The following is a 22044-nucleotide window of genomic DNA, read 5'->3' as shown; positions in this document are numbered from 1 at the left end:
TAGTTTGGGATTACAGGGGCTTGTCCCCACGCTGGCCGACGAGTTTTCGTCCGCCGGCGTTTTTCGCGTTTATCCGGTTTCGTTCGCGAAATCGGGGTTTGGAGTAGGCACGTGTTCGACAATCTGTCCGATCGCCTCGGCACTGTGTTCGATCGCCTGCGCGGGCGCGGATCGCTTAGCGAACAGGACGTGCGCGATGCCATGCGCGAAGTGCGTATCGCCTTGCTCGAAGCCGATGTGGCCCTGCCCGTCGTGCGCCGCTTCATCGATGCGGTGACCGAAAAGGCGATCGGTTCCGAAGTCCTCAAGTCGGTCACCCCTGGCCAGCAAGTGGTCAAGATCGTCAGCGACGAACTGACCGAGATGCTGGGCGGTGACGAGCCGGCCGAACTGAATTTTGCGGCCAAGCCGCCGGTCGTGATCATGATGGTCGGCCTGCAGGGTTCGGGTAAGACCACCACGACTGCCAAGCTCGGCAAGCTGATCAAGGAAAAGCACGGCAAGAAGGCGATCATGGCGTCGCTCGACGTCAATCGCCCCGCTGCGCAGGAACAGCTCAAGGTGCTCGGCGAGCAGGTGCAGGTTGCGACCCTGCCGATCGTGCCAGGCCAACAGCCGGTCGACATCGCTCGCCGCGCGATGGAAAGCGCCAAGCTGCAGGCCGCCGACGTTCTGCTGCTCGATACTGCGGGCCGCCTGCATGTCGACGAAGCGCTGATGGCCGAAATGAAGGCAATCGCCAACGTCTCCGCGCCGACCGAGGTGCTGTTGGTGGTCGACAGCCTGACCGGTCAGGACGCGGTCAACGTGGCGCAGAGCTTTACCGGCGAAGTGCCGCTGACCGGTGTGGTGCTGACCCGCATGGACGGCGATGCCCGCGGCGGTGCGGCGTTGTCGATGCGTTACGTCACCGGCAAGCCGATCAAGTTCGCCGGCACGGGTGAAAAGCTCGATGCGATCGAGGCTTTCGATCCCGGCCGCGTGGCCGGCCGCATTCTTGGCATGGGCGATGTCGTTTCGCTGGTCGAAAAGGCCGCGGCGACGATCAAGCAGGACGAGGCCGAAGCGCTCGCCAAGAAGATGGCGCAGGGCAAGTTCGACCTCGACGACCTGCGCATGCAGCTGCGCCAGATGCAGCAGATGGGCGGCCTTGGCATGCTCGCGGGCATGATGCCTGGCATGAAGAAGGCCAAGGCGGCGATGGCGGCAAGCGGGATGGACGATCGCGTGCTGTTGCACATGGATGCGATCATCGGCTCGATGACGCCCAAGGAACGCAAGCGTCCCGAACTGATGAATGCCAAGCGCAAGAAGCGCGTGGCTGCCGGTTCGGGCACTCAGGTGCAGGACGTCAACAAGGTGCTCAAGATGCACCAGGAGATGGCCCGCGCGATGAAGCAGATCAAGAAGATGGGCGGGCTTAAGGGTCTCGGCGCGCTGTTCGGCGGCGGTGGCCTCGGCGCCGCTATGCCTGGGCTGGGCGGCCCCAAGGGAATGGGCGGAATGCCCGGCCTTGGTGGACCCGGCGTGGATCCGAACACGCTCCCGCCTGACCTGCAAGAGCTTTTGAAGAAGAAATAGATTTCAGACGTTTACATTTGAAAGGTAAGTTAAAATGGCAGTTGCAATCCGTCTTTCGCGCGGTGGCGCCAAGAAGCGTCCGTATTACCGCATCGTCGTGTCGGACACGCGCAGCCCGCGTGACGGCAAGTATCTCGAGCAGATCGGCACCTACAACCCGATGATGCCGAAGGATTCGGGTGAGCGCGTGAAGCTCGACGAAGACCGTGCGCGCCACTGGTTGTCGGTTGGCGCCAAGCCCACCGATCGCGTCCACCGCTTCTTTGATGCCGCGGGCATCCTCGAGCGTGCACCGCGCAACAACCCGAAGAAGGGCGAACCGGGCGACGCCGCCAAGGAACGCGCTGAAGAAAAGGCCGCCAAGCTGGCCGAGGCTGAGGAAGCCGCCAAGGCCGCTGCCGAAGCTCCGGCTGAAGAAGCTCCGGTTGAAGAAGCCGCTGCAGAAGAAGCTCCCGCCGAGGAAGCTGCGGCTGAAGAGGCTCCGGCCGAAGAAGCTGCCGCTGAGGAAGCTCCGGCTGCCGAAGCCACCGAAGAGCAGGCTGAAGGCTAAGCCTCTCGGATGTCGGACCAGTCCGTCACGCTCGCGGCCGTCACCGGCGCGCATGGCGTGGCGGGCGAAGTCCGCCTGAAGCTGTTCGGCGAAGGGGTCGATGCCCTGAAGCCGCACAAGAGCTTCAACGCCGCGAACTCGGGGAGGGTGCTGACCCTCGTCACCATTCGCAGCGACAACAAGGGCGGTGCCATCGCGCGCTTCGCCGAGGTGAAGGATCGCACCTCGGCCGAGCAGCTGCGGGGCACCGCCTTAACTGTCCCGCGCGAGGCCCTGCCCGAATTGGAAGAGGGTGAATTCTATCATTCCGACCTCCTCGACCTGCCCGTGGTCACCGATTCCGGCGAGGCAATCGGCCGGGTCTGCGCAGTAGAGAACTTCGGCGCGACCGATATCATCGAGATCGAAAAGCCCGACGGCAAGAAATTCATGGTCCCGCTAACAGAGCAGGCAGTGCCCGAATGGGATGGGAAGCGGCTGGTCGTGACAGCCGCCTTTGTCGATAGTTAGGCGGGACTCTTTGCCTTCCTTGTTCCGGCACGGCTAAGTGTGGGGAAATGGGAACTTCGGCCTCGATTCCAGAATTGGCGATCCTTTTGGGGCGTTTGCTTGCCTTCCGGCGCGTCTCGCTGGAGCAGGTTCCCACGAGCCCATGGCCGACGCTGTTTCTTTGGCTGGTCATGGCCCTTGTCGGGCTTGCCCACTTTTTCCTTAGTCTTGGCGAGGGATGGAGCGGATATGGTAGTGTCCTCGCAGGCACGACAGCTCCACTGCTCGGTGCATTGATCGTTGCCGCCCTCTGGCGCAGGGAGGCACTGGTCCCGACCGCCACAGTGCTGCTTCTTCTGGCGGTCGCGAATGCCGCAGCGAGCCTTGCCTTGACCTTGGTGTTTCCAGACAGTCGACAGGGTGGGCTGTTGACCATCCTCCCGATGGTCTGGTCGATCCTCGCCGGTGCCCGCTTCCTGTCGGGAAATGTGCATGACCTACCCGAGCTGCGCCGCTTGCCGATTCTGCTTTGCGCAGTGGTTGCCGTGCTGGGTGGCGCTGCCGTTGGTGCACTCGACAGTATAGTCACCTCACTCGGCATCCGCTATGTCTGGCAGGATGAATTCGCGGATGAGGGCGCGTTCGATTTCGATGCCGAGCGTTTCTGGACCTCCCAGCCTGCCGAGATCGACCGTACGCTCGATCGCCTGCGATCCTCTGGTGGATCGCCGCGCACCTATGTGCTCGCCATTGCTCCGGACGGCACGCAGGCCCTGTTCGAACGGGAAGCAGTAGAGGCGGGTAAGGTCCTGCAACGGCGCTTCGACCCGGGAGCACCGCTAGTCGTCATGTCAAATGCGGCAAGCGCAGTTGGCCGCTTCCCGGCGGCAATCCAGGCAAATTTTGCTGCTCTTGCAACCGGGATGAAGAGCTTCGTCGACCCCCAGCGCGATCTCATTGTCATCTATTTGACCTCGCATGGCTCACGCGACGCAGAGCTTTCCAGCATGCCGCCCGATTACACGGCCATCGCACCTGTCTCGGCGCGTTCGATCCGCCGCTTCCTTGATGATGTCGGTATATCTCGGCGGGTCGTCATCGTTTCGGCCTGCTACTCCGGTAGCTGGATCGCTCCCTTGCGTAGCGCCGATACGATCGTACTGACGGCCGCCGCCGCCGATCGCACCTCCTTCGGTTGCAGCGACGGTCGCGAGTATACGGTATTCGGGAAAGCGGTAATCGAAAGCCCACTGGCCGAAGGCGCATCGCTGGCAGAGGCCTTTGAAGTGGTGAAGCGTGAAGTGGCGCGCGAAGAGGGTGTCGAAGAAGTAGCCCCCTCCTATCCGCAAGAGTTCATCGGAGCGAATATGAGTGAGCTTTGGTCACAAGCTCGAGAGCCAACGGGGAAGAATGCTCGGAGTGAGGCGCAGCGATGATAGGAAGATCATTGCCTGAGAAAAGTGGCAGTGCGGCGGTGGTTGCGGCGGCTGACCGGCGCGCGTAAGTGCCACGCATGACTAAGCTTTCCGTTGCCATTGTGCAGGCTGCGCCCGTCCCGCTGGCAGTTGCAGACGGGATCGACAAGGCGTTGCGACTAGCGCGTGAGGCGATCGATGGCGGCGCCAGGGTGGTGGCCTTCGGCGAGACCTTTCTCGGCGGCTATCCGCTGTGGCTCGACGAGGCGCCGGGCGCCGCACTGTGGGACCATCCGGGCACGCGCGCGCTGCATCGTATTCTGCTCGAACAGGCGGTGGGACCCGATGACGAGCGACTGCTGCCGTTGCAGGAACTGGCCGACGGGAGCGGCGCGGTGATTTCGATCGGCGCGCATGAGCGGGTCCGCCAGAGCCTCTACAACAACCAAATGACCTTTCGCCCCGGCCAGCCAGTACTCGACCATCGCAAGCTGGTGCCCACGCATGGCGAGCGGTTGGTGTGGACGCGCGGCGATGGCTCGACGCTCGGCGTGCACCAGGCCGAATGGGGCCGTGTCGGTTCGCTGATCTGCTGGGAACACTGGATGCCGCTGGCTCGCGCGGCAATGCACAATCTGGGCGAGAGCGTGCATGTCGCCGCCTGGCCGACGGTGCGCGAAAGCTATGCCATTGCTAGCCGTCACTACGCGATGGAGGGTCGCTGCTTTGTCTTGGCGGCGGGTCTGGTTCAGCACCGCGACGACCTGTTCGACGGACTGGAACGCATCGGCGGCGACGGGGCAGCACGCGAGCTGCTCGAGACGATCGAGCCTGAGGTTCTCAATAGTGGCAACTCGCTCATCGCGGGACCCGACGCGCGCATCATCGCGCAAGCAGGGGAGGGCGAGGAGACGTTGGTTGCCGAACTAGATCTGGATGAGATCGGTGCCGCGCTGGCTTCACTCGACACCGACGGCCACTATTCAAGACCTGATGTGTTCGAATTGTCGGTGGATACACGCAGCCACCTTGGCGTGAACTGGCATAACGGGGTCTCAGACTAGGAAACGGTTTGAGGGCGGAGCGCATTCCGTCTGGCCCATTATGGCGCCGACAGGATGGCTCCGCCCCCTTCGAGACCGAATTGCCGGGGGGTCAGGCAATCACGGCGGTTCCGGCGGCTGTAACTAGGCCGCCGTCGGGGAGTCCGAGCGTCGCAAGGAAGCCGACGAGGACGAAAAGCAGGGTCGTTGCGAAGCTTGCGCCCAAGCCACTGAGTAGCCGCGTGGCGGGTAGCGGTGGCGTCTCTTCGCTGGTTTCCGCGGGTTCGAGGCCGAACATGTGGACTTCGCGCGGGGTCAGGTGCTCCCTCAGATAGGCAAGCAGGGCTTCATTGTTGCGGGCCTCCGCGGCTGGTGCTGCATAGGCCCGTTGCTGGGTCAGGGTTTCCAGGAACATGGTAGGTCTCCGGGTTTCTCGATAAGCCCTGTTTGCTCCTGCGATCGCATTCTTTCCAACAAAACGACTAGCAGATACCATAAGGTAGGCTTATGAAGTGAGGCATGAATCGCATGCCGCCTCTTGCTGCCGTTCGCGCCTTCGAAGCAGCGGGCAGGCACGAGAATTTCTCCCGCGCAGCCGAGGAGCTGGGCATGACCCAGGCTGCGGTCAGCTACCAGATCCGCCAACTTGAGGACCGCGTGGGTACGCCCCTGTTCGTTCGCGCGAAGGGTCGGGTCCAGCTTTCCGACACGGGTCGACGCTTGCTGCCGGCCGTATCGAGCGGCCTGTCCGCGATTGCCGACGCCTTCGCGGCGCTTGCCGAAGACGAGCAAGATGTGTTGGCGATCGATGCACCGGTAGCGGCCGGTGCAACGTGGCTGAGCGCGCGGATCGGTCGATTCCAGCTGCGTCATCCTGACCTTGCGGTAAAGCTGACGCTATCGAACGACCTGGTCGAATTCGGCCTGGGCAAGGTCGACGTCACGATCAGGGTCGGCCTGGGCAAGTGGGACGGGATGCGCAGCGATTTCCTGTTTCGCCAGCACTTCACCCCTATCTGCTCACCCGAGTTTATCGCAGCCAATGATATCAGGAAGCCGGAAGACCTGCTGCGCGTCGAACGGCATACACCCAATGATCCGATGTGGGCCGGTTGGTTTGCCAAGGCGGGTATCGGCGAGCCGCCGCCGCCGCGCCGCGGAATCGTGCTCGATGGCCAGTTGCAGGAAGCCAACGCCGTGTTGGCCGGCTATGGGATCGCCTTGCTGTCTCCGCTCTATTGGCGAGCAGACCTTGAAAGCGGACGGCTGGTGCAGCCGTTCGAAACGCTCTACCTGCCGGACGCATCGCAATGGGTCGTGCATCCGGCCAACCGCGTCGGCGTGCGCAAGATCGAGCGTTTCCGCGAATGGGTGCAGCACGAGTTCGAGGCAGAACGGAACGGACCTTTGCGGGAAATATGGGAACGACCTGAATGAGTTTTGCCGCCACTGTCCTGACGCTTTACCCCGAGATGTTTCCCGGGCCGCTGGGCGTGTCGCTCGCCGGGCGCGCGCTCGAGCGGGGCGATTGGTCGTGCGAGGCGGTGCAGATTCGTGACTTCGCCACCGACAGGCACCGCACGGTCGACGATACGCCAGCGGGCGGCGGGGCGGGCATGGTGCTCAAGCCTGACGTCATCGGTGCCGCGCTCGCCAGCGTGGCCGATGGGCGGCCGATCCTGGCCATGACGCCGCGCGGCAAGCCGATCACGCAGGACCGTGTTCGCGAGATTGCAGTGGGCCCCGGAGTCACCATTCTGTGCGGCCGCTTCGAGGGCTTCGACGAGCGTATTTTCGAAGCCTTCCCGCAGATCGAACAGGTTAGCCTGGCTGACATCGTCCTTTCGGGCGGGGAGCCTGCCGCCCTGGCTATTCTCGACGCTTGCATTCGCCTGCTTCCCGGAGTAATGGGCGCGCCTTCAAGCGGGACCGAGGAGTCGTTCGAGGACGGCTTGCTGGAGTACCCGCAATATACCCGACCTCAGGAATGGGAAGGGCGCACGATCCCTGAAGTGCTGCGATCGGGGGATCATGCGAAGATCGCTGCTTGGCGCAAGGCGAGGAGCGAAGACGACACACGGTTACGCAGGCCGGACCTTTGGGAGCGCTACAGTGGTGCTCGGGCCCAGCCTGCCTCTGGCGCGCGGCGAAAGAAGAAGGACTTGGACCAGTGAACCTGATCCAGCAGATCGAAGCCGAGGAAATCTCCAAGGCTGGCAAGGACATCCCCGAATTCCGCGCCGGTGACACCGTGCGCGTCGGCGTGAAGGTCATCGAAGGTAACCGCGAGCGTGTGCAGATGTTCGAAGGCGTCGTGATCGCCCGCTCGAACCGCTCGATCAACAGCAATTTCACCGTTCGCAAGATCAGCTTCGGTGAAGGCGTTGAGCGCGTGTTCCCGCTCTACTCGCCGATCGTCGACAGCATCACCGTGGTTCGCCGCGGCGTGGTGCGTCGCGCCAAGCTCTATTACCTGCGCGGCCGTACCGGCAAGCGCGCCCGCATCGCCGAACGTCGCGACAACGCCCCCAAGGCGTAAGCGCACTTCGCGAAGCTGCGAGAAAATAAAGGGCGGCTCCCTTGCGGGAGCCGCCCTTTTCGCGTGGGTATCGTGGGAGGACGGAAGTGGCCTCCCTTCGATGTGCCGCCACGGAGCTTGTGAGCCGGATAGACCCCGTGACGTCTCCGCCCTTGTGGCAAGCACGCGTTAACGCGATTTAAGCAATCGCAATTAAGCCGAAATTAGGCATGAATTCACGGTTGCGGGCTTGCCTCGTGCCCGAGCGCTCGCCATCACCGCCGGCGGATTGCCGGGAGAGACAGATTGCGCTTCATTACCCTTGCTGCTGCGCTTGCGCTGGGCACATGCCTTGTCGCGCCGCTTGCTGCCCAGAATACCCCCCCAAATGCCCCATCGACTGAGGAAACCGCCCCCATGGAGCTGACCTTCGAACGCGTCTTCGCCTCGCCCTCGCTCGACGGGCCGGCGCCGCGCAAGGCGAAACTATCTCCCGACGGACGGTGGTTGACGCTCCTGCGCAACCGGGCGGAAGACAAGAACCGCTATGACCTGTGGGGATACGACCGCGAGAGCGGGGAATGGTCGATGCTGGTCGACAGCAAGAAGCTGGGTTCGGGTCGCGAACTGTCCGAAGACGAGAAGATGCAGCGCGAGCGGGCGCGCGTCGGCAGCCTCAAGGGCATCATTGACTACCAGTGGACCGCGGATGGTGCGGGGCTGCTGGTGCCGATCGACGGCGACATCTACCTCGCGCGCCCGGGTGGCGAGGTGCAGCGCCTGACCGATACCGAGGAGAGCGAGCTCAACCCCGCCTTGAGCGAGACTGGCCGCTACCTCAGTTTCGTGCGCGACCGGCAGCTGTGGATCGGAGAGGTCGGCCAATCAGCTGCACCGGTGACGCCCAAGGAAGGCGCCGATATCCGCTGGGGCGAAGCCGAGTTCGTCGCACAGGAGGAAATGGACCGGCTAACGGGTTACTGGTGGAGCCCGGACGACAGGCGGATCGCGGTCGAACGCTTCGATGAAAGCGGGGTTGGCATCGTTACCCGTGCGGCAATCGGCGCGACCGGAACGAGGGTTTATGAGCAACGCTACCCTGTCGCTGGCAGCGCCAATGTCCTGATCGATCTCTACGTTATGGACCCGGATGGGCAGAACCGGGTTCGGGTCGATCTGGGCAGCGATCCCGACATCTACCTGGCGCGGGTTGACTGGGCGCCCGATGCCAGTGCGCTGTACGTCCAGCGCGTAAACCGCGACCAGACCGTCATCGACGTCCTCAAGGTCGACCCTGCTACGGGCGCGAGCAGCCTGTTGTTCACCGAACATGCAGTGGTGGAGGATTACTGGGTCAACCTCACCAACAACTACAAATGGCTCGAAGACGGCTCGCTCGTCTGGTGGTCGGAGCGCGATGGCTACGGCCATCTCTATCGCTATGCCGGTGGCCAGTGGACCCAACTGACCAAGGGCGAATGGGTTGTCACTGATCTCGTCGGGATCGACCAGGAGGCGGGGCGGATATTCATTCGCGGCACCAGAGATTCGGTGCTTGCCCCGCAGGTCTATGCGCTTCCCCTGAGCGGAGGCGAACTGGTACGGCTGACCGATCCCGAGTATTCCAATGCGGCGACCATGGACGCGAAGGGCCAGACGTTGCTCGTCACGCGTTCGAACGACAGCACCCCACCGCAAAGCTATCTTGCGGACCAGGGCGGCGTGCGCATTACCTGGATCGAAGAGAACGCGCTCGACGCGTCGCATCCCTATACGCCCTTCGTCGCAAGCCACCGGCCGACGCAATACGGTACGATTGCCGCAGAAGATGGCACGCCACTCTATTGGGAAATGGTCACGCCCGAACTTGAGCCGGGCAAGCGCTATCCGGTCTATTTCTATCACTATGGCGGGCCGCACGCGCAGGTGGTCAGCAAGGGCTGGGACGGTGCGCTGCGGCAGGCCATTGTCGACAAGGGCTATATCTGGTTCGCCATCGACAATCGCGGCAGCGCGAACCGCGGGGTCAAATTCGAGCAGCCGATCTATCACGCCATGGGCGGGGTCGAGGTGCGCGACCAGAAAGCAGGGACCGAATACCTCAAATCACTGCCGTTCGTTGACCCGGGCAAGATCGCGATCTCGGGCTGGTCCTATGGCGGCTACATGACCCTCAAGCAGCTACAGGCCGATCCGGGCTACTACGCGGCGGGGATTGCGGGCGCGCCGGTAACGAAGTGGGAGCTTTACGACACCTTCTACACTGAACGCTACATGGGTACGCCGCAGAAGGATGGGCCGGCCTACGATGCCTCCTCCGCCTTGCCCGATGCGACAAAACTCAGCGATCCGCTGCTGCTGGTTCACGGCATGGCTGACGACAATGTGGTGTTCGAAAATTCGACCGCGCTGATTGCGGAATTGCAGGGCGCCAACGTGCCGTTTGAGATGATGCTCTATCCCGGCTACACGCACCGTGTATCGGGCGAGAAGATCTCGCCACACTTCTTCAACTCCGTCTTCCGCTTCCTTGCGGCGCACGGGGTCACGCCGCCGGAGTAGCTCTTTAGCCCGCGCAATCGAATGTGCGCTTGCGGTGGCCCCCGCAATCGCTATCTCGGCGGCTCGTTGATTTCGGAGAAATGAATTGGGTTATCGTGTTGCCGTAGTCGGCGCGACCGGGAATGTCGGGCGCGAGATGATGATGGTGCTCGCCGAGCGCGAGTTCCCCTGCGACGAAGTGGCTGCCGTCGCCTCGAGCCGTTCGGTCGGCACCGAGGTTGAGTTCGGCGACACCGGCAAGATGCTCAAGTGCCATAACATCGAGCATTTTGACTTTTCTGGCTGGGACATTGCATTGTTCGCGGCGGGCAGCGGCCCGGCGAAGGAATATGCGCCCAAGGCGGCGGCCGCCGGCTGCGTGGTGATCGACAACAGCTCGCTCTACCGCATGGATCCGGACGTGCCGCTGATCGTGCCCGAGGTGAATCCGCACGCGATCCATGAATATTCGAAGCGCAACATCATCGCCAATCCCAACTGCTCGACTGCCCAGCTGGTGGTGGCGCTCAAGCCGCTGCATGATGCCGCGACGATCAAGCGCGTGGTCGTGTCGACCTACCAGTCGGTTTCGGGCGCGGGCAAGCAGGGCATGGATGAGCTGTTCGAGCAGAGCCGCAACATCTTCGTGGGTGATCCGGTCGTACCGGTGAAGTTCACCAAGCAGATAGCCTTCAACGTCATTCCGCACATCGATGTCTTCCTCGACGATGGGTCGACCAAGGAAGAGTGGAAGATGGTGGTCGAGACCAAGAAGATCCTCGATCCCAAGATCAAGCTTACCGCCACCTGCGTCCGCGTGCCGGTGTTCGTCGGCCACTCGGAAGCCGTCAGCATCGAGTTCGAGAACGAGATGTCGGCCGAGCAGGCGATGGACATCCTGCGCGAGGCGCCGGGCATCATGCTCGTCGATAAGCGCGAAGATGGCGGATACGTTACCCCGATCGAGGCGGCGGGCGACAGCGCGACCTACGTTAGCCGCGTGCGCGAGGACCCGACCGTCGAGAACGGCCTCAACCTGTGGTGCGTGTCCGATAATTTGCGCAAGGGCGCGGCGCTCAACGCGGTGCAGATCGCCGAACTGCTCGGTCGCGAGTGCCTCAAAAAGGGCTGAACCGCTGGCCGTCTATGACTTCACCCATGCCCTGCTGCGCGCTCCTGCACGGAGCGTAACGCAGGGCTTGCGGGACGGCGACCACGATGACCCGGCCTATGACGATGTTCTGACCGAACATACGGCCTACGCCGAAGCGCTTCGTGCGCTTGGCTTGACGATTGAGATACTCGAGCCGCTCGAGGCCTTTCCTGACTCGATTTTCGTCGAGGATCCGGCCCTAGTATTCGGCGAAAGCGCGATCCTGCTCAATCCCGGCGCATCAACACGCGCGGGCGAGGCTGCCGCAATCTTGCCCGCGCTGGAGCAACGCTTCCCGCAAGTGCTCAGGCTGGCCGAGGGATTTGTCGATGGCGGCGACGTACTCGTGACGCCGGGAGAAGTCCTGATCGGTCTTTCTGCGCGGACGGATCGGGCGGGAGCCGAAGCGCTCATCGCTGTGCTGGACAGGCTTGGTCGCAAGGGCAGGATCGTCGTAACGCCTGCAAACGTGCTCCACTTCAAGACCGGCTGCGGGCTGATCGACGAAGAGACTGTTGCGGTGGTCGCCGAACTCGATGACGCCGCGATCTTTGGTTCGCTGCGACGCATCGTCGTCCCGGCGGAGGAAGCAGCTGGCGCGAATTTGCTGCGGGTACGCGACACTGTGCTCTTGGGAACGGGTTTTCCTCAACTGCGCGACCTGGTTGAAGCGTGTGGCGTATCGACCCGCACGCTCCCGATCGCTGAGATCGGCAAGATCGACGCCGGCCTGTCTTGCATGTCGCTCCGCTGGCGGGCCGCCTAACCGCCGGGATTCTTCATATCCCAGTGGGATGTGTAGGCATGGACCTGGCGCGGTCCGCTTCTTTGGCTGACTATTCGCCCGGCGGCGGCATGCGTCCTGAAGGCGCCTTGGGCTTGCGCATCACGAAGGCCAACGGGATCGCCGCGAGGGTGACCCACATCATCATCCAGAAATCGTCGACATAGGCGACCATCGCGGCCTGGCGGTTTGCCTCTGCATCGAACAGGCGTAGCACGACTTCGCCAAGGTTCTGGAATCGGTCGACCGTGCTCACATCGATGACGCTGGAGACGGTCGCGCCGGTAATCTGGCCCGCAATGTCTTCATGGCTGGTCTGGAGATTGCGGGCAAACATCACAGTCGTCAGCGATATCCCAGCCGATGCGCCCAGCGAACGGAACAGGTTCAGCAAACTTGAGCCGTCCGTTCGCAAGTGAGGAGGCAGCGTACCGAACGCCGTGACGTTCAAGGGGATGAACACCAGCCCCATGCCGAGCCCCTGGATGAGGCCCGAACTGACAATGTGGAAGCGGTCGACGCCGAGCGACCATTGCGACATCTCCCATAGCGACAAGGCGCAGATAAGGAAGCCGGCCGCCACCACGGGTCGTGCATCGATGTTGCGCCGCATCAGCATTCCGGCGACCTGCATAGAGAACAACACGCCGATGCCGCGCGGCATCAGCACCAGCCCCGTGTCGATCACGTCGTAGCCCATCAACTGCTGCAGCATCGGTGGAAGCAGCGCCATCGTCGCGAACATGACTACGCCGATCGCGAGCATGAAGCCCATCGCAATGGCGAAGTTGCGGTCGGCGAAGAGCGCCCTGTCAAACAGCGGGTTTCGAGCCGTGGCGAGGTGGATCACCGCCATCCACGTCGACGACAGGAACAGGAATGTCCACAGCCAGATCTCCATGCTGTCGAACCAGTCGAGTGTCTGGCCACGGTCGAGCAACATCTGGAAGCTGGCTAGTGCGAGGCCAAGGAGGGCGAAGCCGATCAGGTCGAAACGGCGGCGGTTGATCTCGCGATGGGGCAATTGTGCCAGCAGGATCGCAAGGCTGATGATGCCGATCGGCAGGTTGACATAGAAGACCCAACGCCAGTTGGCCTGTTCGGTCAACCAACCGCCTAGAACCGGGCCAAGGATCGGGCCGATCATGATGCCCATGCCCCACAGCGCCATCATCTGCGCCTGGCGGCTGGGCTTGTTGGTATCGAGCATGAAGGATTGGCTCAGCGGCGCGATGAAAGCGCCAGAGACCCCCTGCAGGGCCCGGAAAAGCACCATTTCTTCCAGGGTCTGCGCAAGGCCGCACAACATGGAGGTAATGATGAAGGCGATCACCGACCAGATGAACAGGCGCCGCCCGCCGACGCGGTCTGCCAGCCAGCCGGTAATGGGCAGGGCGACCGCGCTGGCAACGATATAGCTGGTCAGGACCCACGTAATCGTCTCGGTCGTCGCGCCAAGGCTGGTGCGCATATGCGGGATTGCGACGTTGGCGATGGTCGTATCGAGAATCTGCAGTAGCGATGCGCCCATGATCCCGACGACCAGCAGGCCGGGGTTCTCGACCGGGAGCAGTGCCTCGTCGCGCGCGGGGAAGGGCGCGTCAGAAGCGGCAGCGGGGGCTGCGCGACTGGCCATGGACCTAGCGCTTGCGACCGTCGGTAAAGACGGTGACCTCGGTCGACAGGCCCGCGATCAGGCTGCGGGGGCTTTCTTGGTCGATCGCGATGTTGACCGGCACGCGTTGCGTCACTTTTACCCAGTTACCGGTCGCATTCTGCGCGGGGATCACCGAAAATTCGCTGCCCGTGCCGGCCCCGATCGATTCGACATGCCCCTTGAGCACGAGGTCGGGATAGGCATCGAAGTGGATTTCGGCAGGCTGGCCGACTTTCATGTCTGCGAGATCGGTTTCCTTGAAGTTGGCTTCGACGTAGCTGCTGCCGTCGGCCACCAGCGTCAGCACCGGCAGGCCCTGGACGACTTGCTGGCCGACCTGCAACCGATCGGCCTGAGCGATACGACCGGCGCTGGGCGCGCGCACCACGGTGCGGCTGAGCTGCAGCTCGGCAACCGCGCGCTGCGCCTTTGCCGTGGCCACTTGCGGATTTTCGCCGGGAACCGCGGGGCCGGTGGCCAGCTTGGCGCTGGCAGCCTGCCGCTTGGCTTCGGCCTGGCGCAGCGCTTCGCGGGCCTGGCTGACCGCATGCGCGGCTGCATCATGCTCTGCCTTGTTCAGGAAGCCACGCTTGTAGAGCTCGTCCTTGCGGCGGAAATTCGCCTCCGCAAAGGCGATATCCTCGCGCGCAGCAGAAATGTCGGCGCCGGACAGGTCGGCCGCATTCGCCAGCGCGGTGATATTCGCCTGCGCGGTCGCAATAGCCGCGTCGGCCTGTGCGATCTGCAGGCGGTAGGGTTCGGGGTCGAGGCGGAACAATACGTCCCCGGCCTTTACAGTGTCTCCATCGCCAACCAGCGCCTCGACGATCTCGCCGCCGACCTGTGCGCTCACCGCGACCTGGTCCTGCTGGACATAGGCATTGTCGGTCGAGACCTTGCCTTGCAGCGTCAGCCAATAGATCGCTCCCGCGATAAGCAGCGCCAGCGGCACGCTGAGCATCAGCGCGAGCCGGCCCCAATTGCGCTTCTTCGGCGCGACGGTTTCCTTGATCACGACCCCGGCTTCGGCGGGGATCTGGGGATCAGCCTCAGCCATTTGCCACGTCCTTCATGGTTCGATCTGCCGAAAGGTTGTCGGATACTTTCGCAAGCAAGGCGGCCAGCCCATCCTGATCTTCCTGGCTCAGGCCTTCGACCATGTCGGCGACGAGGCCGTCGATGATCGTGCGCAACGGTTCGACGATCTCGCGGCTCTTGTCGGTCAGGTGCAGCAGGCGTGCGCGTCGATCAGAGGGATCGGCCACGCGCTCGACCCAGCCCGATTCTTCGAGCCGGTCGACGATGCGGGTGAGGGTGATCGGTTCGACCTCGATCCGTTCGGCATAGAAGGCCTGGTTGTTGTCGGGGAACTTGACGAGGCTGAGCAGTAGCCGGGCCTGCACCGCGGTGAGGCCAAGGCTGCGCACCCGCTCGTCGAAAGTCTTGCGCAGCAGGCGGCCGCTATCCGAGAGGAGATATCCGACGTTGGTTTCCATGGCGGCACATATAATAACAGGGCTTATTATTGCAACGTGCAAATTTTGAAACCGTAGTGGCGCATCGTGCAACTGCGCGATAGAACCCGTGCCATGACACTGATCGCAGACCTCTATTTCAGCTTCCGCTCGCCCTACAGCTACCTGTCGGTGGGCCGTTATCGTGCCATGGCGGAGGAGTATGACCTCGATATCACCCTGCGCCCGGTCTATCCGCTGGCGATCCGCCAGCCCGATTTCTTCGAGCGCAACCATCCCAACTGGCTGGCCTATACCTTCCGCGACATGATCCGCGTGGCACAGTTCCACGGCATTCCCTTCGGTGCGCCGCGGCCGGATCCGATCGTGCAGGACGTCGCCACACGCAAGATCGCGGAAGAGCAGCCCTATATCCGCCGTGTCACGCGCATGGGGCAGGCTGCCGCGCGTCGGGGCAAGGGCCTCGTATTCGCCCATGAGGCGGGTCAGATGATCTGGGGTGGGCAGGAGAACTGGCACGAGGGCGACCACCTTGCTTCCGCACTCGAACGCGCCGGGCTGGATGCGGCCGAGATCGAAGCCGAGGTCACGGCCGAGCCCGAGGCACTCGATGCCGAAATCGCCGCCAATCAGGATGCGTTGGAAGCTGCCGGCCATTGGGGCGTGCCGACGCTAGTCTTCGAAGGTGAACCCTTCTTCGGCCAGGACCGTATCGAAATGGCCAAATGGCGGATGGAGCAAAAGGGGCTTTCGGCCCGATGAGCACGATCAAGACAGGCGGCTGCCAGTGCGGACGGGTCCGTTATCGGGTCGATGTCGAGGATGCAGAGGCTTACCTGTGCCACTGCCGGATGTGCCAGAAGGCCACCGGCGGTTTCGCCGCCGCCTTCGTCCAGGTGCCTCGCGAAGCGCTGACTTGGGAGAGCGAGCCCGACAGGTACGAAAGTAGCCCGATCGCTGATCGCCCGTTCTGCTCGCATTGCGGCACGCCCCTCGGTTTCCACTACAAGGACAACAAGGGGCGCGATGACCTGACCATCGGGAGTTTCGATGACCCATCGGGCTTTGTACCGTCGGGGCATTATGGTGCCGAGAGCCTCCACGAAGCGTGGATCGACACGAGCGGATTGCCGCGGCAGCGCAGTGACGGAACGCCAAGCATTACAGCCCGCTGGAAGAAAGAAGGACTGGACGTTCCCGAATGAAGACCGAACATTTCGCAAGCTTCGACGGGACCGACCTGGCGCTTCACCGGCACGGGGAGGGGCGACCCTTCGTGCTGCTTCACGGCTTGTTCTCAAGTGCGGAGATGAACTGGATCAAGTGGGGGCATCACGAGACGATCGCTGCGCGCGGATATGAAGTCCTGATGCTCGATTTCCGCATCCATGGCGAAAGCGCGGTGCCGCAGGATCCGGCCGCGTACCCAAGCAGGGTTCTAGTGCGCGACCTCGTTGCTCTGGTCGAACATCTTGGCCTGGACGACTACGATCTCGGCGGCTTCTCGCTTGGCGCACGCACCACCTTGCACGCGGTCGCTACCAGAGTGCTTGCGCCTGCGCGCGTCGTGCTCGGCGGGATGGGCACGGCCGGTCTTGGCGAATGGCGAAAGCGGTCCGGGTTCTTTCGTCGCGTGATCGACGAATTCGACAGCATCGAGCAGGGCGATCCGGCTTATTTCTCGAAGATGTTCCTCAAGTCACAGGGAATCGACCGAACTGCCGCGCGCATGCTGCTCGACACCATGCCCGATCTCGATCTGGCCCTGCTCGACAATGTCACCATGCCAGCGCTGGTTGTCTGCGGTGACGAGGACCGCGATAACGGTTCGGCGCCCGAGCTCGCCGCACTGCTGCCCAATGCGACCTATGTCGAAGTACCCGGCACTCACATGAGCAGCTGCACCAAGCCTGAAATGGGACAGGCGATCGCCGATTGGTTGGGAGATACAAGATGACGCTCAAGCGCGCTTTCCTGTGGAGCTGGATCGGGGGGCTCGTGGCCTTTGCGATCGTCATCATGCTGAGCCTGCCGTTGATGCTGACCGAGGTTCCGGGCGGGATTTCCGATCACCAGTCCGCCGGAACCGCGGCGGAAATAGACCGAATCCAGGCGGCGTGGGATGCGGCGGCACTCTATGGGCAGGCGCGCATCGCGATGATCGGCGATCTCGTCTTCATCGGCATTTACGGCGTCGGCTGCATCCTCGGCGGGCGATGGTTCATGCAGTCGCCGAAGCAGCGCGTCAGGCTGCTGGGCACCACGACGCTGGCCGCAGGCGCGATCTTTCTTGTGGCGGATTATGTCGAGACGATCAGCCAATTCGTGCAACTGGTCCAACGGGCGGGTGATGACGGTCTCGCCGGTCTCGCGGCGACTGTGCGGCCGATCAAGATGGCCGCCTGGCTGGCCAGTTTCTTCGTCATCCTGGCTGCATTGTTGCTCGACCGGAATTCCTCCCGGACGGCTTGATTAAGCTGGGCTGCAGGTGCAATCCGGTAGCATGTGTAACCAGTCGTAAGTTCCCGAGAGAGGACATTCATGAAATTCGCATCCGTCGCGCTGTCCGCGCTCGCCATTTCGCTTGCCAGCCCCGCATTGGCTGAACACCACGAGGTCGCGCCGGCCGAGAATGCCGCCTTCCCGATGACGCCACAAGGCGCTGCAGACTGGGTCGCCTCGGTCGAACAGGATCTCTTCGACTATTCGGTAGAGGCGAGCCAGGTCTACTGGGTCAACAACACCTACATCACCGAAGACACCGATGCGCTGGCGGCCAAGATCGGCGCCGTGGGTACCGAGAAGAGCGTGAAATATGCGCTCGAAGCCGCGAAATACGCTGAAATTGCCAACCTCGACCCGGTGGTGAAGCGCAAGCTCGACATCCTGCGCAACAACATCGTCCTGCCCGCTCCGACCATGCCAGGTGCAGCGACCGAACTCAACGAGATCGCGACGCGCCTCAACAGCCAGTACGGCAAGGGCAAGGGGATGTTGAACGGCAAGGAGATCAGTGGCTCCGATATCGAAGCCGAAATGGGCAATCCCGAACGGACTCCGGAAGAACTGGCCGAGATGTGGTCCAGCTGGCACGACAATGTCGGCGGTCCGATGAAGGGCGACTATGTCCGCATGGTCGAGATCGCCAACCTAGGCGCAAAGGAACTCGGTTTCGACGATGTCGGTGCAATGTGGCGTTCGGGCTATGACATGAGTCCCGAGGAGTTCACCGCCATGACCGAAAGGTTGTGGGAAGAGACCAAGCCGCTCTACGTCGCACTGCACGCTTATGTGCGCAGCAAGCTTAGTGAGAAGTACGGCGATGAGGTGCAGGCAAAGACCGGCCCGATCCGTGCTGATCTGCTCGGCAACATGTGGGCCCAGGAATGGGGCAATATTTACCCATTGGTAGCTCCCGCCGGGGCTGGCGACATCGGCTATGACATCGGCGAATTGCTGGCCGCGCAGGACAAGGGCCCGATCGACATGGTCAAGATCGGCGAGGGTTTCTACTCCTCGCTGGGCATGAAGCCGCTGCCCGAGACCTTCTGGAAGCGCTCGATGTTCCTGAAGCCAGCCGACCGCGAAGTCGTGTGCCATGCCAGCGCCTGGGATATCGACAACAAGGACGATATCCGCATCAAGATGTGCATCAAGGTGAATGCCGACGACTTCGTCACCATTCACCACGAGCTCGGCCACAATTATTACCAGCGCGCCTATCAGGATCAGAGCTACCTGCACCTCAACGGCGCCAATGACGGCTTCCATGAGGCGATCGGCGATTTCGTCGCGCTCTCGATCACGCCGGAGTACCTGGTGCAGATCGGCCTGCTGGATCGCAACGACGTGCCCAGCGCGGACAAGGACATCGGCCTGCTGCTGCGCCAGGCGATGGACAAGGTCGCATTCCTGCCCTTCGGCCTGCTGGTCGACAAATGGCGCTGGGGCGTATTCGACGGCACCGTCCCGCCCGAGGCCTATAATGCGGCATGGGTTGGGCTGAAGCGCGATTACCAGGGCATTACCCCGCCGGTCGATCGCCCGCTTGATGCCTTTGATCCCGGTGCCAAGTACCACATCCCGGGTAACACGCCCTATACGCGGTACTTCCTCGCGCGGATCCTGCAGTTCCAGTTCTACAAGGCCGCCTGTGACCAGGCTGGTTGGAAGGGACCGCTGCATCGCTGCTCGTTCTATGGCAACAAGGAAGTCGGCGAGAAGCTGAACGCCATGCTCGAGATGGGGGCCAGCAAGCCATGGCCCGACGCGCTCGAAGTTTTCGCCGGGACCCGCGAGATGAGCGCCAAACCGATGCTCGAGTATTTCAAGCCGCTGATGAAGTGGCTTGAGCAGCAGAACAAGGGCAAGCCCAAGGGATGGTGAGCCGCGTCTTCCCACTGGTCCTGATCCCGCTGGCGGTTGCCTGTGCACCGCTGGCGGAGGTCACTGAAACTCCTGCCGCGGAAGGTGTCAGCGGGGCGCTGTTCGTCGCGGGAAAATTCGGCAACACGCTGGCCAAGGTCGATCTGGCGACCGGTGCGCGCACGGCGCTGGTGGCGAGTTGTGCCAACCCGCACGAACTGGCGACCTCGCCCGATGACCGCCATGTCGCGCTCGCCTGCTATGGCGGGACGAGCGTCGACATCTTCCGCACGGATGGCCTTGAAAAGGTCGCGAGCATTGAACTGGGCGACAATGCCCGCCCGCACGGCATCGTCTGGCAAGACAATGGCGACCTCTATGCCACCGCCGAAGGACGTCAGTCGATTTTCTGGGTTCGCGATCCGCTCGGCAAGGCCGAAACCTTCGAATACGGGACGGGCCAGCGTGGCACGCACATGCTGGTAGTCGCGCCCAATGCGCGGCATGCCTGGACGACCGATTTGAGCTCCAAGACGGTGACGAGGGTCGACTTGCTGACGCGCCGTGCGCCACAATCGATCGAAGTGGGGATAGAGCCGGAGGGCATTTCTCTCGCGCCCGACGGTGAGACTCTGTGGGTTTCCGCGCGTGGCTCGAACGAAGCCTATATGATTTCCCCTGAAGACCTGACGGTCCGCAAATCGGTCTCGGTCGGTCCATTTCCTTTGCGTATCGCCGTACGGCCGCAAGGCGATTTTGCGGTCACTTCGGACCTTGCAGCAGGGGCATTGACGGTGATCGATGCGCAAACCGGCGAAGTGGCGCGCACGATTGCGGTATCGAGTCCGCAAGAGGCCGAGCAGCGCCAGCAGGTGACCATACTGTGGTCGCCGGACGGACAGCGGATCTACGTTGCGGAAACCGGCACCGACACGATCGCTGAAGTGGATTTCGCTTCGGGCAAGGTACTGCGCCGCCTCGATGGTGGGGATGGCGGAGACGGGCTGGCGATCATCGAGTGAACCCCGAAATGAAGCTCATGCCGGTCGTTGGATGGCGCGAACTCGTGCACTTGCCGGAACTTGGCCTTCATGAACTGCCCGCCAAGATCGACACCGGGGCACGCACGTCGTCGCTCCATGCGACCGTGCTCGAGAAGTTCGAGCGCGATGGGGAGCAGTATGTCCGCTTTGCGGTCGATTTCGAACGTCAGCACGTCCGGCAAGTGTGTGAGGCCGTGCATGTCGATTGGCGCGGCATCACCAGTTCGAACGGCGAGACGCAACGCCGGATGATCATAAAAACGCCACTAAGGATCGGTAGCCTTGAGTTCCGGGTGGAGATCAGCCTTGCCGACCGATCCGACATGAAATTTCCAATGCTCATCGGCCGATCTGCGCTAAGGCGCCGCTTCGTCGTCGACTCGGGCCATTCGTGGCTTCAGACGCCCGGTCGGGACGTGGAAAAAGGCTACAAGACATGAAGATCGCCATGTTGGCGCGCAACCCGGACCTGTATTCGCACAGGAGGCTGGTCGAAGCGGCCGAGGCGTGTGGGCATTCCATGGACGTGCTCAACACCTTGCGCTGCACGGTCCATATCGCCAGTCACCGCCCCACCGTCAGCTACAATGGCGAGAAGGTGAACGGTTACGACGTGGTCATCCCGCGCATTGGCGCGTCGATTACGAATTACGGCCTTGCGATCTTGCGCCAGTTCGAGATGGCCGGGGTGTGGTCATTGAACGAAAGCGTCGCGATCGGTCGCAGTCGCGACAAGCTACGCAGCATGCAGATCCTCGCCAAGCACGGGCTCGGGCTACCGCTGACTGCGTTTGCCCACGATCCCAAGCAGACCGAGGAAATCATTCGCGCGGTCAACGGCCCACCGGTGGTAATCAAGCTGCTCGAGGGAACCCAGGGTATCGGCGTGGTTCTGGCCGAAACCATGAGCAGCGCCAAATCGGTGATCGAGGCGTTTCGCGGGGCCAACGTCAACATCCTGGTGCAGGAGTTCATCAAGGAAGCCGGCGGCACCGACATCCGTGCGCTGGTGATCGGTGGCAAGGTGGTCGCCGCGATGCAACGCACCGGCGCGCCGGATGAATTCCGCTCGAACCTCCATCGCGGCGGCAGTGCGAAACTAATCAAGATCACGCCCGAGGAACGCTCGACCGCGGTGCGCGCGGCAAAGCGGATGGGCCTGAACGTCTGCGGTGTCGACATGCTGCGGAGCAATCACGGCCCGGTGATCATGGAAGTGAATTCCTCACCCGGACTCGAGGGTATTGAGCAGGCAACCGGCAAAGATATTGCCGGCATGATCATCAAGTTCATCGAAGACCACGCCCAACAAGGCAAGACGAAGACGAAAGGGAAGGGATGATGCGCCGAGTATCGATGCTGGTTGCCGCCTGCGGACTTGTTCTTTCCGGTCCGGCCGTGGCGACAGATCCCATGGTGACCGCCAGCGA

General features: G+C 62.6%; 23 protein-coding genes. 19 read left to right on the top strand and 4 right to left on the bottom strand.

Going from position 1 to position 22044, the window contains the following annotated elements; all coding sequences use genetic code 11:
- Positions 1–111: 111 nt before the first annotated feature.
- The 5 genes from ffh to HQR01_RS10800 all read left to right on the top strand — a co-directional run bounded on the left by ffh (position 112) and on the right by HQR01_RS10800 (position 5099).
- On the top strand, positions 112–1581 hold the full coding sequence (ffh, locus tag HQR01_RS10820; RefSeq protein WP_173214879.1) for a signal recognition particle protein: 1470 nt from the start codon (positions 112–114) through the stop codon (positions 1579–1581).
- Positions 1582–1615: 34 nt separating this feature from the next.
- On the top strand, positions 1616–2131 hold the full coding sequence (rpsP, locus tag HQR01_RS10815; protein ID WP_173214878.1) for a 30S ribosomal protein S16: 516 nt from the start codon (positions 1616–1618) through the stop codon (positions 2129–2131).
- Positions 2132–2140: 9 nt separating this feature from the next.
- Positions 2141–2641 (top strand): ribosome maturation factor RimM, encoded by a 501-nt coding sequence (gene rimM, locus HQR01_RS10810; RefSeq protein WP_173214877.1) that lies wholly within the window; start codon positions 2141–2143, stop codon positions 2639–2641.
- Positions 2642–2688: 47 nt separating this feature from the next.
- Positions 2689–4056, top strand: coding sequence for a C13 family peptidase (locus HQR01_RS10805; RefSeq protein ID WP_173214876.1), 1368 nt, complete (start codon positions 2689–2691; stop codon positions 4054–4056).
- Between the two features lie 77 nt (positions 4057–4133).
- Positions 4134–5099, top strand: coding sequence for a carbon-nitrogen hydrolase family protein (locus HQR01_RS10800; protein WP_173214875.1), 966 nt, complete (start codon positions 4134–4136; stop codon positions 5097–5099).
- 91 nt (positions 5100–5190) lie between these two features.
- Here HQR01_RS10800 and HQR01_RS10795 read toward each other — a convergent pair whose 3' ends face one another.
- Positions 5191–5493 (bottom strand): hypothetical protein, encoded by a 303-nt coding sequence (locus HQR01_RS10795; RefSeq protein WP_173214874.1) that lies wholly within the window; start codon positions 5491–5493, stop codon positions 5191–5193.
- A gap of 104 nt (positions 5494–5597) precedes the next feature.
- Between HQR01_RS10795 and HQR01_RS10790 the strand changes: the two genes are divergently transcribed.
- From HQR01_RS10790 to HQR01_RS10765, 6 genes are all read left to right on the top strand, one after another.
- Positions 5598–6515, top strand: a complete 918-nt coding sequence (locus HQR01_RS10790; RefSeq protein ID WP_173214873.1) for a LysR substrate-binding domain-containing protein — start codon at positions 5598–5600, stop codon at positions 6513–6515.
- Positions 6512–7252: a tRNA (guanosine(37)-N1)-methyltransferase TrmD gene (gene trmD / locus HQR01_RS10785; protein WP_173214872.1), complete on the top strand. Its 741-nt coding sequence runs from the start codon at positions 6512–6514 to the stop codon at positions 7250–7252. Before HQR01_RS10790 ends, trmD begins: the two co-directional genes overlap by 4 nt.
- Positions 7249–7617: a 50S ribosomal protein L19 gene (gene rplS, locus HQR01_RS10780; RefSeq protein ID WP_325064502.1), complete on the top strand. Its 369-nt coding sequence runs from the start codon at positions 7249–7251 to the stop codon at positions 7615–7617. Before trmD ends, rplS begins: the two co-directional genes overlap by 4 nt.
- A gap of 396 nt (positions 7618–8013) precedes the next feature.
- The gene (locus HQR01_RS10775; RefSeq protein WP_173214871.1) at positions 8014–10158 is read left to right on the top strand and encodes a S9 family peptidase; all 2145 of its coding nucleotides are present in this window, start codon (positions 8014–8016) and stop codon (positions 10156–10158) included.
- 85 nt (positions 10159–10243) lie between these two features.
- Entirely contained in the window at positions 10244–11269 is a 1026-nt protein-coding gene (locus tag HQR01_RS10770; protein ID WP_173214870.1) for an aspartate-semialdehyde dehydrogenase, read from the top strand.
- Between the two features lie 67 nt (positions 11270–11336).
- Positions 11337–12056, top strand: a complete 720-nt coding sequence (locus HQR01_RS10765; RefSeq protein WP_234030139.1) for a dimethylarginine dimethylaminohydrolase family protein — start codon at positions 11337–11339, stop codon at positions 12054–12056.
- 70 nt (positions 12057–12126) lie between these two features.
- Here HQR01_RS10765 and HQR01_RS10760 read toward each other — a convergent pair whose 3' ends face one another.
- Genes HQR01_RS10760 through HQR01_RS10750 form a run of 3 tightly spaced genes read right to left on the bottom strand, consistent with a single transcriptional unit; the run spans position 12127 to position 15227 of the window.
- Complete coding sequence (locus tag HQR01_RS10760; RefSeq protein WP_173214869.1) at positions 12127–13710, bottom strand: DHA2 family efflux MFS transporter permease subunit; 1584 nt, start codon at positions 13708–13710, stop codon at positions 12127–12129.
- A 4-nt stretch (positions 13711–13714) separates the two neighbouring features.
- The gene (locus HQR01_RS10755) at positions 13715–14788 is read right to left on the bottom strand and encodes an HlyD family secretion protein (RefSeq protein ID WP_173214868.1); all 1074 of its coding nucleotides are present in this window, start codon (positions 14786–14788) and stop codon (positions 13715–13717) included.
- Positions 14781–15227 carry a MarR family winged helix-turn-helix transcriptional regulator gene (locus HQR01_RS10750; RefSeq protein WP_173214867.1) on the bottom strand — a complete coding sequence of 149 codons (447 nt, stop codon included), beginning with the start codon at positions 15225–15227 and terminating at the stop codon, positions 14781–14783. The genes HQR01_RS10755 and HQR01_RS10750 overlap by 8 nt, the downstream gene beginning before the upstream one ends.
- Positions 15228–15320: 93 nt before the next feature.
- On the opposite strand from HQR01_RS10750, the gene HQR01_RS10745 reads away from it, so the two are divergent.
- The 8 genes from HQR01_RS10745 (at position 15321) to rimK (ending at position 21956) form a co-directional block, all read left to right on the top strand.
- Complete coding sequence (locus tag HQR01_RS10745) at positions 15321–15968, top strand: 2-hydroxychromene-2-carboxylate isomerase (protein ID WP_173214866.1); 648 nt, start codon at positions 15321–15323, stop codon at positions 15966–15968.
- Complete coding sequence (locus HQR01_RS10740; RefSeq protein ID WP_173214865.1) at positions 15965–16411, top strand: GFA family protein; 447 nt, start codon at positions 15965–15967, stop codon at positions 16409–16411. The genes HQR01_RS10745 and HQR01_RS10740 overlap by 4 nt, the downstream gene beginning before the upstream one ends.
- On the top strand, positions 16408–17163 hold the full coding sequence (locus tag HQR01_RS10735; RefSeq protein WP_173214864.1) for an alpha/beta fold hydrolase: 756 nt from the start codon (positions 16408–16410) through the stop codon (positions 17161–17163). Before HQR01_RS10740 ends, HQR01_RS10735 begins: the two co-directional genes overlap by 4 nt.
- On the top strand, positions 17160–17678 hold the full coding sequence (locus HQR01_RS10730) for a hypothetical protein (protein WP_173214863.1): 519 nt from the start codon (positions 17160–17162) through the stop codon (positions 17676–17678). The genes HQR01_RS10735 and HQR01_RS10730 overlap by 4 nt, the downstream gene beginning before the upstream one ends.
- A 69-nt stretch (positions 17679–17747) precedes the next feature.
- Entirely contained in the window at positions 17748–19592 is a 1845-nt protein-coding gene (locus tag HQR01_RS10725) for a M2 family metallopeptidase (RefSeq protein ID WP_173214862.1), read from the top strand.
- Positions 19589–20593 (top strand): YncE family protein, encoded by a 1005-nt coding sequence (locus HQR01_RS10720; RefSeq protein ID WP_234030138.1) that lies wholly within the window; start codon positions 19589–19591, stop codon positions 20591–20593. Before HQR01_RS10725 ends, HQR01_RS10720 begins: the two co-directional genes overlap by 4 nt.
- 8 nt (positions 20594–20601) lie before the next feature.
- A complete protein-coding gene (locus HQR01_RS10715) occupies positions 20602–21054 on the top strand; it encodes a putative ATP-dependent zinc protease (protein ID WP_234030137.1) in 453 nt (150 codons plus the stop codon).
- Positions 21051–21956 carry a 30S ribosomal protein S6--L-glutamate ligase gene (gene rimK / locus HQR01_RS10710; protein ID WP_173214860.1) on the top strand — a complete coding sequence of 302 codons (906 nt, stop codon included), beginning with the start codon at positions 21051–21053 and terminating at the stop codon, positions 21954–21956. The genes HQR01_RS10715 and rimK overlap by 4 nt, the downstream gene beginning before the upstream one ends.
- Positions 21957–22044: the final 88 nt, after the last annotated feature.

Origin of the sequence: Erythrobacter mangrovi (genome assembly GCF_013260645.1) — a bacterium.
Lineage (GTDB): Bacteria > Pseudomonadota > Alphaproteobacteria > Sphingomonadales > Sphingomonadaceae > Qipengyuania > Qipengyuania mangrovi.
The sequence above is the reverse complement of the archived record's forward strand: the minus strand, read 5'-3'. Positions and strand labels throughout refer to the sequence as shown.